This is a genomic window from Streptomyces sp. NPDC031340, assembly GCF_055569945.1.
Genome location: NZ_JBVIIE010000020.1, coordinates 1 through 14,026 on the forward strand (window position 1 = coordinate 1; position 14,026 = coordinate 14,026).

Consider the following 14,026-nt stretch of genomic DNA (forward strand, 5'->3'; position numbering starts at 1 on the left):
CCCCCCCCCCCCCCCCCCCCCCCCCCCCCCCCCCCCCCCCCCCCCCCCCCCCCCCCCCCCCCCCCCCCCCCCCCCCCCCCCCCCCCCCCCCGCGGTGCGTCTCAGCAGGAATCGACGATCGCGGGTAGCAGACAGGAAGGCAAGGTGGGCGGTGTCGAGCCCGATCGAACCGACGGCCGTGAAGGAACGCGAGGAGTCCGATTCCGGTCCGCCGCGGGAACGCCATGGTGAATCCGGTCCGCCCGGGAAAGGGCTCATGCGTGTCCGCGTGCTGAAATCCGCGCTGCACACGACCGTGATCCTTTGTCTGGCAGCGACTTTGACCCACATCGTTCTCGTGTTTCTCCACGTGGCGCCCTCCAACCCCGTCTCGAGGAGGTACAAGCCGCAAGTCGACGCATGGGTTTATCCGTTTTTCGAGCAGAATTGGCGGCTCTTCGCCCCCAACCCCGATTCCGTCAACCGGCAGATCCTGGCGAGAACCGCGCACACCGGCCCTCATGACTCGATGCAGGTCAGCCCGTGGTTCGACCTGACCGCCGTGGACGATGCCGCGGTCGAACACCAGGTGTTTCCGAGCCACACGGCCCAGAACCTCCTACGCCGGGCCTGGACCTCTTACGTCGAAACGCACGGGGAGAACGACACGGCGCGCTCGGAACGGGCCGTGATGATGCAGGAGTATCTGAGCAATATCGCCGCGGACCGTGTCGTCGGACATCGCAACGGCCGCAAGATCGACTTCATTCAGCTTCGGGTCGTCACGCTGCCTGTCACCGCGCCCGGCGCCGACGCCGGAGACCGCCCGCCCACACCGGTCGAGAACCGGCTCCTGCCCTGGTGGAAGGTGAGTCGTCATGGCGCATGAGCGGACACGCACGGAACGACGCCGACTCCGCGTGCGCGGCGATTCTCCGTGGTCCCCCTGGTCACCCGGGTCCTTCTGGTCGCTCGTCACCGACCGGCCGGTTGCCCTGTACGCCACATCGGTGCTGCGCATCGGCTACGGGCTGCTCTATCTGGTCTTCCTTCTGCGCGAGTTCCCGCACCGCGGCGAGATCTGGGGTCCGGACGCCGCGTGGACCCCCGCCTTGGCGGCGCGGCTCTTCGATCAGACGGGCTGGTACAGCTTCCTGATCCTGTCGGACAGCCGCGCCTACTTCGAACTGTGCTATGCGGGTGCTCTCGTAACGTCTGCCCTGTTCATGCTGGGCTGGCGGACGCGGGCCACATCCGTGCTGTTCGCGGTCGTGGTGACCTCGTTCCATGCGCGATCGATCTTCATGACGGACGGGGGCGACAACCTGGTCCTGCTGATGTCCCTCTATCTCGTACTCACCGCGTGCGGTCGCCGCTGGTCCCTGGACGCACGCAGGACGCGGCGCAGGACGGCTCACGCGGCTGACGCGCCGGAGCGGTTGCAGAGCTCTTCTCTGATGGAGATCCGCGCCGCCCGCGACACCCTGACGACGGTGGTGCACAACTGCGGGGTGTTCGTCATCGCGGCCCAGGTCTGCTTCCTGTACGGATCGGCCGGCCTGTACAAGGTCCAGGGCTCGTTGTGGGCCGACGGCACTGCACTGCACTACGTCCTGAACCTCGAACTCTTCCAGCCCTGGCCCGCGCTCTCCCACTTCTTGGACCGGTTCCCGATCGGGATCGCGGTCATCAGCTACCTGACCGTCCTCACACAGGTCGCTTTCCCGTTCGTGCTGTTCGGCAGGCTCAAGTACCCAGTCCTCGTCATGCTGCTGAGCATGCACGCAGGCATCGCGGTGCTTCTGGGGCTGCCGGTGTTCTCGGGCGCGATGATCATTGCGGACGCCGTGTTCCTGCCCGACCGCTTCTACACCCGCCTGCCCCGTCTGGGACGCCGTACGGCACGGCGGTTCGGTGTGCGGCTGCCGACGCCCCGCGAAGGATCGGGAGCCGGATCGGTACCCCCGCAGCTTCAGGCCGGAGGCCTCCGGTCTGAAGCTGCGCAATTTCGTTCCCGGCGGTGACGCGTCGTCTGGGCCGGCTCATGACGGCGGGCCGGGAGACGAGGACGCTCGATGCGGAGATGGGGACGCCGGACCGGGAGACTTCGCGCGTCTCCCGGTCCGGCGGGCGGTTCGGTGGGGTCGTGAGCGGGGCTACGACGACGTGGCGAGCGCCTCGCGCTTGCTGCTCAGCCGCTGGCGGACCAGGGCCACCGCCACGACGCCCGCCGCCACCGCCGTGGACAGCACCACCTGGTCGCGGCCGCCGCCCTCCGCGGTGTCGGTCAGCATGTAGACCAGGACGAAGGTGATCAGGGCGATGGTGGCCCAGGTCAGGTAGGGGTACAGCCACATCCTGACGACCAGCTTCTCCGGCGACTCACGCTGGATGATCTTCCGCATCCGCAGCTGCGAGAAGCAGATCACCAGCCACACGAACAGGGCGATCGCACCGGAGGAGTTGAGCAGGAACTGGAAGACGGTGTCCGGCCACAGGTAGTTGAAGGCGACCGCGACGAAGCCGAAGACCACCGAGGCCAGGATGGCCGTGCGCGGCACGCCGCGGCCCGTGGTCCGCCCGAAGGAGGCCGGGGCGTCGTTGCGGGCGCCGAGCGAGAAGGCCATGCGCGAGGCCGTGTAGAGGCCGGAGTTGAGACAGGACAGCACCGAGGTCAGCACGATGGCGTTCATGATCTGCGCGGCGTGCGGGATGCCGATGGAGCTCAGGGCCGCGACGTAGGAGCCGTCCTTGAGGATCGCCGGGTCGTCCCAGCGCAGCAGGGACACCACGATCAGGATCGAGCCCAGGTAGAACACCGCGATCCGCCAGATCACGCTGTTGGTGGCCTTGGTCACCGCGCCCCGCGGATCGGCGGACTCGCCGGCCGCCAGGGTGACGATCTCGCTGCCCATGAAGGAGAAGACCACCATCAGCACGCCGGTGAGGATCGCTCCCGGCCCGTGCGGCAGGAAACCGCCGTGTGCGGTGAGGTACGAGAAGCCGGACGCCGGGTGGTCGGAGCCGGGCAGCAGGCCGAAGATCGCGAGGCCGCCCAGCACGATGAACGCGGCGATGGCGACGACCTTGATGCCGGCGAACCAGAACTCGAACTCGCCGTAGGAGCTGACCGAGGCCAGGTTGCTGGCGGTCAGGACCAGCATGACGATCAGGGCCCAGCCCCACTGCGGGACCGCGGGCACCCAGCCGGTGAGGATCTTGGCGCCGGCGGTGGCCTCGACGGCGAGCACCACGACCCAGAAGAACCAGTACAGCCAGCCGATGCTGAACCCGGCCCAGCGGCCCAGCGCGCGGTCCGCGTAGGCGGAGAACGAACCGGAGGTCGGGTTGGCGGCGGCCATCTCGCCCAGCATCCGCATGACCAGGACGACGAGGACGCCGACGAGCGCGTAGGAGATCAGGATGCCGGGGCCCGCGGCGGCGATGCCGGAGCCGGAGCCGACGAACAGGCCGGCGCCGATGACACCGCCGATGGCGATCATCGACAGGTGGCGGTTCTTCAGGCCCGCCTGCAGGCCCGAGCCGCCGGCCGGGGCCCCCTCGGCGGTGGTCGCGCTGGTGGTCGCGGTGGCGGTGGCGGTGGTCTCGGGGGGTGCGGCGGAGACCGGAGGACGTGTGGTCATTCGACATCCAGGAGGGGAGTGCGGAAGAGGACATGCATCGGCGAGCACGGGTGCACGGGCCGCCCGGTGGTCACCGAAGGGGGACGAGCCTCGCGTCCCGGAAATTAGTTCAGTACGATCTAAAAGAACAAGACTTGTTTAAGTGTTCACCATGCTCTATTTTACGTGCCACGCGGAGACCCCCCTTCCGTGATGACGGTCACCGCGCCGTCACCACGGCCTCCTCCTCCGTCTTCTGTCTTCCGCCCCCGTGGGAGCCCCCCATGAACCACCGCGCCGCATGGTCGCGGCAGCCACCGGTGCGGGCGGCGTCGCCGCGGACCGTGACGCCGTTCAGCAGGCCGTTAGGGTGGCGTCGTGGTGAATCCAGGGGGCAAGTTCGGGCCCTACAGCCAGCCGGGGCCGACGCGTCCCGGCCAGGTCGCCGCGGTGCGGGACGTGCGTGTCCTGCCCGGCAGCGGTCAGACGGGGGCGGAACTCGTCCGCTCGCGGATCGCGCTGCGGGTGCGCCTGACGTCCGTCTCGCCGGGGGACCGACTGCCGGACGCCGGCGTGCTGGCCGAGGAGCTGGGGATCAGTGAGATCACCGTGCGCCGCGCGCTGGAGGCGATGTGCCAGGACGGCCTGCTCGACCGCCGGCGCGGCCGGGCGGGCGGCACCTTCGTCGCGCCGGAGTGGCACACGGTCGTCGCCGTGCTGCACGACCCCGAGGAGGCGGACTCGCTCGAGGCGTTCCACCAACTGCTCGAGTGCGGGCTCGTGGCGCGCGGCGTCGGCGAGGTCCCGGCCGACGGCCTCGACGGGCTGCGGGCGCTGGTCGACGAGATGGACCTGGCCGGCGATCCGGAACGGCTGCTGGAGCTTGAGGCCCGTTTCCACCTCGGTCTCGCGGAGGTGCTCGGCGGCGCCGGGATCCGCGAGTTCGCCGCAGACCTGCTCGGCCGCCTGTGCCTGCTGATGCCCGCCCCGACGGCCGACGCGGTACGGGCGCGGAACCGCTGCCACGCCGACCTGCTCGCCGAGCTGGAACGCGGCGCGATGGACCCGGCGGTACGGGCGGTGAAGGCGCACCGCCTGGCCCACACCGGCCGCATGCACCACGAAGACCACACCGGCCGCGCCCACCACGAAACCCACACCGACCGCGCCCTCTGACTCCCCTTCTCCGTCCTGCAATCCGCCGTTCCCCCCGTCCCCCGTCACCGACTGCCAGCACCCCGCTCGTCCCGCGTCATCGCACCGCAGAAGGAGTCGCCGTCATGCCCGATCACGGAGCGGCCGGTCCCCAGCCGACGTCGGGTCCCGTCCGCGGCGCCCCCCAGCGGCTGCGCGGCGGGGTGCTCGGCATGGCGGACATCGCCGCCGCCACGATGGCCAACGTCGGCCCGGCCATGAGCTTCTTCTTCGGCTTCGCCTTCCTGGGCACCACCGCGGGCATCGCCTCCCCGCTCACGATCGTGGCGGCGGGCGTCGCGGTCGCGCTGCTGGGCAACACGCTCGCCGAGTTCTCCCGCGCGCACCCGTCGGCGGGCAGCTTCATCACCTTCGTCGGCAAGTCCTTCGGGCCGGTCAGCGCGGTGACCACGGCGCTGCTGGCCGGGCTGGGCTACATCATCGGGATGGCCGCCGTGATCGCCATCTCGGGCGGGTTCGTGCAGATCACCCTGGAGCACTACACGGGTGTCGAGCTGCCGTGGATCATCTGGACACTGGTGCTGACCGGCGTATCGGTGGGGCTGATGCTGCGCGGGGTGGTGGTCTCCACGAAGTGGGCGGGCTACTTCTTCGGCGTGGAGATGCTGGTGCTGGTCGTCGTCTCGGTCGCGGCGATCGTCGAGCACCACGGCAGCCTGTCCGCCGCCCCGTTCCTGCCGGGCCGTATCAGTCACGGCCTGAGCGGTCTGGCGGCCGGTTTCCCGCTGGCGGTGTACCTGTTCATCGGCTGGGAGAACTCGGCGGCGCTCGCGGAGGAGACGGAGAATCCGCGGCGCAACGTCGGCCGCGCCGTGTTCTTCTCCATCGCGGTCATGACGGTGAGCTACATCCTCTTCTCCTACGCCACCGTGACCGGCTTCGACTACGACATGGCCAAGCTCGGCGAGGCCGGCATCCCCTTCATCGACATCGCCCAGCAGACGCTCGGGGCGCTCGCGTTCGTGGCCTACATCGGGGGCCTCACCTCGACCCTCGGCGTGCTGATCGCCGGCATCAACTCCCAGGCCCGCCTGATCTTCAACGCCGGGCGCGAGGGGCTGCTGCCGGCGTTCTTCGGGTACGTGCACCCGATCCGCCGTACGCCCAACAACGCGATCGTCACCTTCACCGCCACCGCGCTGGTGATCATCGGCGGCTGGGGGCTGGGGCATCTGCTCGGCTCCGGCGGCTCGATGGACCCCGTGGTCTTCTTCACCGAGTCCTCCAGCCTGGGCTCCATCCTGATCCTGCTGGTCTACCTGGCGTCCAACATCGCCCTGCCGCTGTACTACCGCCGGTACCGTCCGCAGGAGTTCCGCACCGTCCGGCACCTGGTGCTGCCCGGCATCGGCGTCCTGGCCATCCTGGTGCCGCTCTACTACCTGGCCAAGCCCGGACAGCCGGCGCCCTACAGCTGGTTCCCGTACGCGGCGCTGGCCGCCCTGCTCGCCGCCGTCGCCTACGCCACCCTCCTGGTCCGCCGCGACCCGGGCCTCGCCGAGCGGGTCGGCTCCGTGGTCGCCGACGCGGAGTGAGTCCGCGGTCGGCGGGAGCCGGGCCCTGCCGTTCGGACCACCCCGGCGCCGCGGGCGCTACGCCGGCTGCGGCCGCGGGACGCGCCGACGGGCGGACGACGCCAGCGCCAGGGTCGTCGCGGCCGACGCCGTCGCCGTGAGGGTCATCGCCGTGGCGGGGGAGGTGAGCTGGGCCAGGGTGCCTGCCAGGGCCGCGCCCACGCCCTGGAGGGTGAGCATGCCCGACGAGTGCAGGCCGAGCGCGTGGCCGGAGAGTCCGTCCGGGGTCAGCGCCAGCAGGCGTTCCTGCTGGACCAGGCTCGCGCCGAAGCCGACCGAGGCCACGGCGACCGCGACGGCGCCGACCGGGACGGCCGGGCGGAGGGCGAACAGCAGGTACGGCGCGGCCAGCAGCAGGAGCAGCGGGGTGGCCAGTCGTTGCCGGACCGGGGCCGGCACCAGCCGGCCGATCGTCACGTCGCCGGCCAGCATGCCCAGCGCCGCGCAGGCGAACAGGGTGCCGGCCGCGTCGGGGGCGTAGGACACGTAGAGCGATTCGCAGCCGACGACCAGGCCGTTGGGAATCCACAGGCCGAGGTAGGTGAGGCGGCGCGGGCGGTCGGCGAGCAGCAGCCGGTTGGCGCGCCAGGTGGCGGAGACGGACGGGCGCCCGGCGGACCGGGGCGGGCGGCGGGTCAGGCCCAGCCGCGTGCCGGCGGCCGCCGACAGGTACAGCGCCGTCGCCAGGAGCAGGCAGGCGCGCGGGGACAGCGCCGCGGTGAGGACGCCGCCGGTCGCGTAACCGCCGATCTGCGTCAGCCCGTTGCTCATGTTGAAGACCGAACGCCCCGGCAGGTAGCCGTCCTCGGGGAGGATCTCGTTCAGCAGTCCCCAGCGCGTTCCGCCGCCCAGCGAGGCGGCCAGGCCCTGCACCAGGACGACGGCGAAGACGCCCCACATCGGCAGTCCGGGCAGCGCCAGTACGGCCGTGCCGGCCGCGAAGACCAGGGCGACGCCGGTCAGCGTCCGCCGCGGCGGCAGCCGGTCGGCGCCGGACAGCAGGACGGTCGCGCCCAGCACCTGGGCCAGCGACGGGCCGAACATGCTCAGCGCCGACAGCAACGGGGAGCCGCTCGCCCGGTACACGAGCGTGCCGAGCGCGAGTCCGCCCACCGTCTGGGCCGCGGTGTGGGCGGCGGCGGTCAGGAAGAGGGGCGTGAACTCCGGGGTGCGGAAAAGGTCCTGGTAGCTGCGCATGCACGGAGTCTGGGAAGGCCGCGGGAGCCCCGGTTATTGTTTCGCGCGAGAGCGAAAGGTCGCGGGGGCGGAAGGCCGCGAGAGCGAAAGGCCGCAGGAGCGGAAGACCGCAGGACGACGAAACGTCGCGGGGGCGGACGACCGCCGTGGCGAGAGGCCGCGGGGGCGGAAGGGCACGGCGGGAAGGTTCGCGGGGGCGCATGGGCTGGTGGCAGATCAACGCCGACACGCTCGCCCGCAGCCGCTTCGTCCTCTCCCCCTTCGCCGAGACCCTCGCCGCCCTGAAGCTGCTGCACGCAGCGACGCCGGCCCACCCCGGCGAGCTGGCCTGGCTGCGGGCCCACCTGCCCGGCTACCGCGGGCTGCTGGCCGCCGACCCGGTCACCGCGCGGCTGGTGCGCACCGGGGTGGGCACCATCTGGAACGCCGACTTCCTCACCCCCACCCCGCTGGACGGGGAGAGCTTCGAGCAGGCCGTCGCACGGGTGCGCGCGACCGGCGCCGACCGGGCCCGCGCCGACCTCGCCGTCTCCCTGACCGGCGAACCGCTCCCGGCCGAGCTGCACCGCGACGACCTGCCCGAACGTGCGGCGCGGGTGCTGGAGTACGTGTGGTCCGAGACCGTACGGCCGTACTGGGACCGGCGCCGGCGCGTCCTGGAGGCCGATGTCGTCGCGCGCACCGCGCAGGTCAGCCGGGGCGGCTGGGCGGCGGTGCTGGACGAGCTGCGGCCGGGGCGGACCCGGTGGCTCGGCGAGAACCGGCTGCAGGTCAATCCGCTGGAGTTCCCGCCGCGCGACCTGTCCGGCGCCGAGCTGGTCTTCGTGCCGGTCACCCCGCAGCGCGTGGGCTGGGTGTCCTGGCAGGAGCACGAGCGGTACGCCGTCGTCTACGCGTGCCGGGGCGCCCTGGCCGGCGGTCCGCGCGGGGTCGTGCCGGAGCCGCTCGGCGCGCTGCTCGGCACCGCGCGCGCCGCGGTCCTCGTCCTGCTCGGCAGCCCCCTGAGCACGACCCAGCTGACCGCCGTCACCGGGCAGGGGCTCGGCTCGGTCGGACGGCACCTGAAGGTGCTGCTCCAGGCGGGCCTGGTGGAGCGGCGGCGGGCCGGGCGGTCGGTGCTGTACTCGCGCACCGCGGCGGGGGACGTCCTCGTGCGGGCGGGAAACACGGCGTCCGCGGACGGGAGTTAGGCTCCGGTCATGACGACTGCAGACAGCAACGGCGCCGCTCCCCTCGACGTGGAGATCGGCGCCCTCCAGGGCGGCAGCGCAGACCTGGCCCGGTACAAGGGCCAGGTGGTGCTGATCGTGAACGTGGCCTCCAAGTGCGGGCTGACCCCGCAGTACGGCGGTCTTGAGCGCCTCCACGAGCGCTACGCCGGGCAGGGCTTCACCGTTCTCGGCGTGCCGTGCAACCAGTTCCTGGGCCAGGAGCCCGGCAGCGCCGACGAGATCGCCGAGTTCTGCTCCGCCACCTACGGCGTGACCTTCCCGATGACGGAGAAGGTCGAGGTGAACGGCGAGGGCCGGCACACGCTGTACGACCGCCTGGTCGGCTTCGCCGACGCCGAGGGGCACAGCGGCGACATCCGCTGGAACTTCGAGAAGTTCCTGGTCGGCCGGGACGGCGAGGTCGTCGCCCGCTTCTCCCCGCGCACCGAGCCGGACGCGGCGGAGGTCGTGACGGCGATCGAGGCCCAGCTGGCCGGTTGACCTTGCCCGTGGGCCAGGCCCGGCCTCGGCCCGCGGCCCTCACCGGGGGCCGCGGGCCTCACCGGGGGCCGCGGGCCTCACCGGGGGCCGCGGGGCTCACTTGAGTTCGTCCGGGCAGGGCGTCCCCCGCGGCAGCTGGTAGGGGGCGCCCAGCCGGTAGGTGCCCGCCTTCGGGGCGACCAGGATCGTCCACTTGTCGCCCTTGTCGTCCTCCTCGGTCTGCATCAGGCAGCCGTTGACGTTGTCGAACGTCTTCGGCGTGCCGTCGGCGCGGTGCTTGGAGGCGTCCGTCTCCTGCGGGGGCTTGACGCCCTTGCCCTCGGCGTCGACCAGGCCGAGCCACGGCGAGTAGGGGACGCGGATCAGGACGCGGCCGGGCTGTTTCACCTCGATGGTCAGCTCGCCCTGGTCGGCGCGGTCGACGGTGGCGGGCGGGTCGGCGAGCGGGGTGGGGTCGGTGACGCGGAACAGCTGCCAGTTGGCGTCGCCCCAGATCTGCTTCAGGTACGGCATGCCCCGCTGGACGAGTTCGCGCTCGCGTTCGCCGCCGTCGCCGTCGGGCTCGTCCTTGGGCAGCACGACGAAGTGGACCGCCCAGCGCTGCAGCCACTCGTGGTAGTTGGCCGAGTTGAGGGTGTCGTCGTAGAAGAGCGGGTTGCGTTCCATGTCGGCCTGGCGGTTCCAGCCGCGGGCCAGGTTGACGTACGGGGCGAGCGCGGAGGCCTCGCGGTGGGAGCGGGCGGGGACCACCTCGACCCGGCCCTTCTCGGCGCCGACCTTCTGCAGCTCGTTCACCAGCGGGGCCAGCTCGCGGGCCCAGGACGCGGTGGGGGTGGTGTGGACGACGTCGTCGACCGACTTGAAGCCGATCCAGAGGACGAAGCCGCAGGCGGCCAGCACGGTCAGGTACCAGGTGCGCGTGCGGGGGGTGTGGAAGGGCAGGGCCGCCACCAGCACCACGCCCGCGAACAGCATCGCCAGCCGGGTGATGTTGGAGCCGATCTGCGAGCTGACCAGCCACACCCCGACGACGGCGAGGCCGTACACCGCGGACGTCAGGCGGACCGTCATCCACTCCCTGGGGACGAGGGCGAAGACCAGGACGGCGTACAGCAGGGGCAGGACGACCGAGCCGAAGGTCATCGGCTGGGTCCCGGAGAACGGGAACAGCCACGCCGACACGGCCACCACCGCGGCCGGGGCCAGGCCGAGCGCCCACGCGCCGGGGCGGCGCTTCTGCAGGAACAGCGCGACCGCCACCAGCCCCACGAACAGGCCGGCCACCGGCGACGACATGGTGGCCAGGGCGGCCAGCGGCGCCGCGCACAGGGCCTTCGCCCAACGCGCGTAGCGCCAGCGGTGGGGCCAGCAGTGCACGACGGCGACCGCGCCCAGCGCGAACACCGTGCCCAGTCCGAAGGTCACGCGTCCGGAGGCGGCGTTGCACAGGAACGCGAAGACGCCCGCCAGCGACGCCCACAGCGGGTTGCGGACGGACCTGCTGCGGATGAGGATCATCGTGAGCAGCCCGGCGGACACGGTTCCCGCGATCATCATGGTCGTCCGGACGCCGAGGACCGACATCAGGTACGGCGAGACCACGCTGTAGGACACCGGGTGCATGCCGCCGTACCAGGCCAGGTTGTACGCCGAGTCGGGGTGCCGGCCGACGAACTCCGCCCAGGCGTCCTGCGCCGCGAGATCACCGCCGCTGTTCGCGAACGTGAAGAACCAGACGACGTGCAGGATGCCCGACAGGGCGGTGAACGACAGCGCCGGGTGGCGCAGGACACGCTCGCGCAGGACGAGGACGGCGCGCATCAGGCGGCCCGTCTCCTCCCGGCGACGACCGTCACCGGGCGCGTCGGCGCGCGGCGCGGGTACGCGTATTCGCGGGCCGGTCCCCGGTCCCTGATCGGCGTCGTCGGCGCGTGTCGGCTCCGCAGTGGCCACCTGAAGGCACTCCCCGTGGTGTCCCGTCCTGTGTTCCGGGGCACGTGCCGTCGCCCGCCCGTTCCCGGCCGCGTTCCCGGGGGTTTCCCGGCCGCGCCCCGCCGGCGGCGGCCTGCCCCGTCTCGTGACGCTAGCACGCACCCCGTCGGCAGGCGCCCGGGCGGGCGGCGCCGACGGGGCGCGGACGTGCGTCTCCGGCGTGGTTCAGGCGATGCGGGTCAGCTTGTCCGTGAAGCCGGGTTCGGTGAGGTCCTTCTGCAGGGCGACGGGCACCTTGACCGCGCCGGCCGTTCCGCCGTCGCCCACGGTGAGCGTGCCCACCTTGGTGCCGGCCTTCGCGGTGCGCGGCAGGTCGTCGGCGGCGAAGGACAGCTTCACCTCCAGGCCGGACCAGCCGACCGCGGTGACGTCCTTGGTGATGACGACCGGCGTGTGGCCGCCGAGACCGTCGTCCACGTACCCGACGACGTCGCCCTTCTTCAGGATCGTGGCCGACTTCAGCGCGCCCTGGGCGGCCCTGATCAGTTTGTCGCCCGCGTCGAGAGCGCCGCTGATGATGGTGTTGTCCGAACCGCCGGGCCCCTGGCTGAGGACGGCACCGACGATGGTCCGGGTCTCGCCGCCGACCTGCTTGACCGCGGCGAAGACGAGGTTGCCGCCGGCCGCCGTGGTGGTGCCGGTCTTGATGCCGATGACGTTGTTGTAGCCGACCAGACGGTTCCAGTTGCTGTGCTTGGTGCCCTTGTAGTCGGTGTACTCCATCATCCTGGCGATCTCCCGGAAGGACGCGTCCTTCATCGCGGCCTTCGCCAGTTTCACCTGGTCCACGGCGGTGGACACCGTCGTCTTCTGCAGGCCGGACGGGTCGGTGTACGTCGTGTTGGTCATGCCGAGGTCCTTGGCGGTGGCGTTCATCTTGCTCACGAACGCCTTCTCCGAGCCTGCGTCCCAGCGGGCCAGGAGGCGGGCGACGTTGTTGGCGGACGCGAGGAGTACGCCTTCCAGGGCCTCCTTCTCGGTGATGGTGTCGTTCGCCTTGACCTCGACCGTCGACTCGCCGTCGGCGGTGGCCTGGTCCTGGGCCGTCTGGTCCACCTTGATCTTCTCGCCGTCACCGCTCTTGAGCGGATGGTCCCGGAGGATCAGGTAGGCCGTCATGACCTTGGCGACGCTCGCGATGGGCACCGGCTTCTGCTGCCCCGACGAGCCGAACGACCCGATCCCCTGCACGTCGAGCGCGCCCTGGCCGTCGGCAGGCCAGGGGATGTCGGTCTTGGCCCCGTCGAAGGTGTACGACTCGTCGGCGGTCAGGGTGAGGGCGGGCGTCGGCAGCGGGCGTACAGCCTGCACGATCGCAAAGACGATCACCAGGAGCAGGACCAGCGGAGTCCAGATCTTGACCCGGCGCACGACCGTCCGGACCGGGGTCTGCGGCGGCGGCGGGGTGTTCGTCAGTTCCGCGAGCAGGTCGAGCGGGGGCTTCGGCGGCAGCGGCTGCTGGGTGGTGCGCTCGGGGCCGACCTGGGGGACGAACGCGGTGGCGTCCGCCGGGGACGTCGGCTTCCTCGTCGCGGGGTCGTCGAGGGGCTTGAGCGCGACGAACCTGCTGGTGCGCTCGGGGTCGCCCGCAGGGGCCTCGGGCCGGGGGGTCTCGGGGGCCTTGGGGGGCTCCGGGGTTCCGGTCGGGGCGGCCTTGGCGGCGCCGCCCAGCTTCAGCATGGTGGTGGGCTGGTCGACCTGGAACTTGGGGCGCTTGAAGATGGCGGTCGGCTGGTCCACGGGCTCGGCCTGGGCCTCGCCCTGACCGTCGCCGTCGCTCTCGTCCTCGCCGTCGCTCTCGGCGTCGTCACCGGCGGGCTCGGACGCGTCGGCGGGGGCGGGGGACTCGGCGCGTGCCGGCGCTTCGCCGTCGGCCGCCGGACCGTCCGGCTCCTCGTCGGCGGCGGCCTCGGACGCGTCGGTCGCCGCGGGCTCGTCGTCCTCGGCGCCGGCGTCGGCCGCGTCGGTCGCCCCGTCCGCGTCGGTCACCTCGTCCGCGTTCGCGTCGGATTCCGGCTCCGCGGCCTCGGCGCGGTCCTCAGCGGCCTCGGGGGCGTCTTCCGGGGCCGTGGAGGCGTCCTCCGCGCGGTCCGGGGCGTCCGAGGCTTCCTGGGCGCCCTGGGCGCTTCCGGAGCCCGCCGGCCGGACCCAGGCAGCCACGGCCGCTCGCACCCCCGCGTCGCCTCCCGTCCGGCCGTCGCCCGCGTCGGCGTCGGCTACGCCCTCGGTGTCGGTGTCGGCGCGGCTGTCGCCGCCCTCGTCCGCCCCGGTCTCCTCACGCTCCCCGCTCTTCCCGGTCTCCGCGGCGCCCGCGCCCCGGTCCCGGGCCGGTACCGAGAACGTCCGGGTCGCCGTGTCCGCGTCGGCACGGGAGGCCGCCCCGTCCTGAGCCGGCCCCTCGTCGGTCTCCTCGGCCGCCCCGGCCTCCCCGGCGTCCGTCGCCACGTCCCGTACCGAGAACACCCGAGTGGCCGTGTCCACGCCGCCGCGGGGCTCGGACGGCGTCTCCCTGTCGCGGGACACCGCCAGCCGCGGGTCACGCTCGGCGCGCTCCCCCGACCTGGCTTCGGGAACCGGACCCGCGCTCCCCGACGTCGGTTCTGCCGACGACTCGCGCTGCTTCGACCTGTCGGGGGACTCGCCCGCCACCGATGCCTCCTCCATCTGCCGCACGCCCCGCGTGCTGCTGCCGAACCGTGAACCGCCGCCCCGAACACCGCTCCTGCGCGCTGTC

Annotated in this window: 10 protein-coding genes; 6 read left to right on the plus strand and 4 right to left on the minus strand. The window is 72.3% G+C overall.

Going from position 1 to position 14,026, the window contains the following annotated elements; genetic code table 11:
* Positions 1 to 256: 256 nt before the first annotated feature.
* Complete coding sequence (locus ACZ5GT_RS17420) at positions 257 to 868, plus strand: DUF5819 family protein (RefSeq protein ID WP_469024218.1); 612 nt, start codon at positions 257 to 259, stop codon at positions 866 to 868.
* Positions 858 to 2,003, plus strand: coding sequence for an HTTM domain-containing protein (locus ACZ5GT_RS17425; RefSeq protein WP_469023750.1), 1,146 nt, complete (start codon positions 858 to 860; stop codon positions 2,001 to 2,003). The genes ACZ5GT_RS17420 and ACZ5GT_RS17425 overlap by 11 nt, the downstream gene beginning before the upstream one ends.
* Before the next feature lie 132 nt (positions 2,004 to 2,135).
* On the opposite strand, the gene ACZ5GT_RS17430 is transcribed toward ACZ5GT_RS17425, so the two are convergent.
* Positions 2,136 to 3,623 carry an amino acid permease gene (locus ACZ5GT_RS17430; RefSeq protein ID WP_469023754.1) on the minus strand — a complete coding sequence of 496 codons (1,488 nt, stop codon included), beginning with the start codon at positions 3,621 to 3,623 and terminating at the stop codon, positions 2,136 to 2,138.
* A gap of 357 nt (positions 3,624 to 3,980) precedes the next feature.
* Between ACZ5GT_RS17430 and ACZ5GT_RS17435 the strand changes: the two genes are divergently transcribed.
* Both ACZ5GT_RS17435 and ACZ5GT_RS17440 read left to right on the plus strand, forming a co-directional pair.
* Positions 3,981 to 4,778 carry a FadR/GntR family transcriptional regulator gene (locus ACZ5GT_RS17435; RefSeq protein ID WP_469023757.1) on the plus strand — a complete coding sequence of 266 codons (798 nt, stop codon included), beginning with the start codon at positions 3,981 to 3,983 and terminating at the stop codon, positions 4,776 to 4,778.
* Between the two features lie 104 nt (positions 4,779 to 4,882).
* Positions 4,883 to 6,352 (plus strand): APC family permease, encoded by a 1,470-nt coding sequence (locus ACZ5GT_RS17440; protein WP_469023760.1) that lies wholly within the window; start codon positions 4,883 to 4,885, stop codon positions 6,350 to 6,352.
* 57 nt (positions 6,353 to 6,409) lie between these two features.
* Here ACZ5GT_RS17440 and ACZ5GT_RS17445 read toward each other — a convergent pair whose 3' ends face one another.
* Positions 6,410 to 7,588 (minus strand): MFS transporter, encoded by a 1,179-nt coding sequence (locus ACZ5GT_RS17445; protein WP_469023763.1) that lies wholly within the window; start codon positions 7,586 to 7,588, stop codon positions 6,410 to 6,412.
* 200 nt (positions 7,589 to 7,788) lie between these two features.
* Between ACZ5GT_RS17445 and ACZ5GT_RS17450 the strand changes: the two genes are divergently transcribed.
* Together ACZ5GT_RS17450 and ACZ5GT_RS17455 are read left to right on the plus strand one after the other, a co-directional pair.
* Complete coding sequence (locus ACZ5GT_RS17450; RefSeq protein WP_469023767.1) at positions 7,789 to 8,778, plus strand: ArsR/SmtB family transcription factor; 990 nt, start codon at positions 7,789 to 7,791, stop codon at positions 8,776 to 8,778.
* 9 nt (positions 8,779 to 8,787) lie between these two features.
* Positions 8,788 to 9,300 carry a glutathione peroxidase gene (locus ACZ5GT_RS17455; RefSeq protein WP_469023774.1) on the plus strand — a complete coding sequence of 171 codons (513 nt, stop codon included), beginning with the start codon at positions 8,788 to 8,790 and terminating at the stop codon, positions 9,298 to 9,300.
* 96 nt (positions 9,301 to 9,396) lie between these two features.
* Here ACZ5GT_RS17455 and ACZ5GT_RS17460 read toward each other — a convergent pair whose 3' ends face one another.
* Positions 9,397 to 11,253: an MFS transporter gene (locus tag ACZ5GT_RS17460; protein ID WP_469023779.1), complete on the minus strand. Its 1,857-nt coding sequence runs from the start codon at positions 11,251 to 11,253 to the stop codon at positions 9,397 to 9,399.
* Between the two features lie 204 nt (positions 11,254 to 11,457).
* Positions 11,458 to 13,956, minus strand: a complete 2,499-nt coding sequence (locus ACZ5GT_RS17465) for a D-alanyl-D-alanine carboxypeptidase (protein WP_469024222.1) — start codon at positions 13,954 to 13,956, stop codon at positions 11,458 to 11,460.
* Between the last annotated feature and the right edge of the window lie 70 nt (positions 13,957 to 14,026).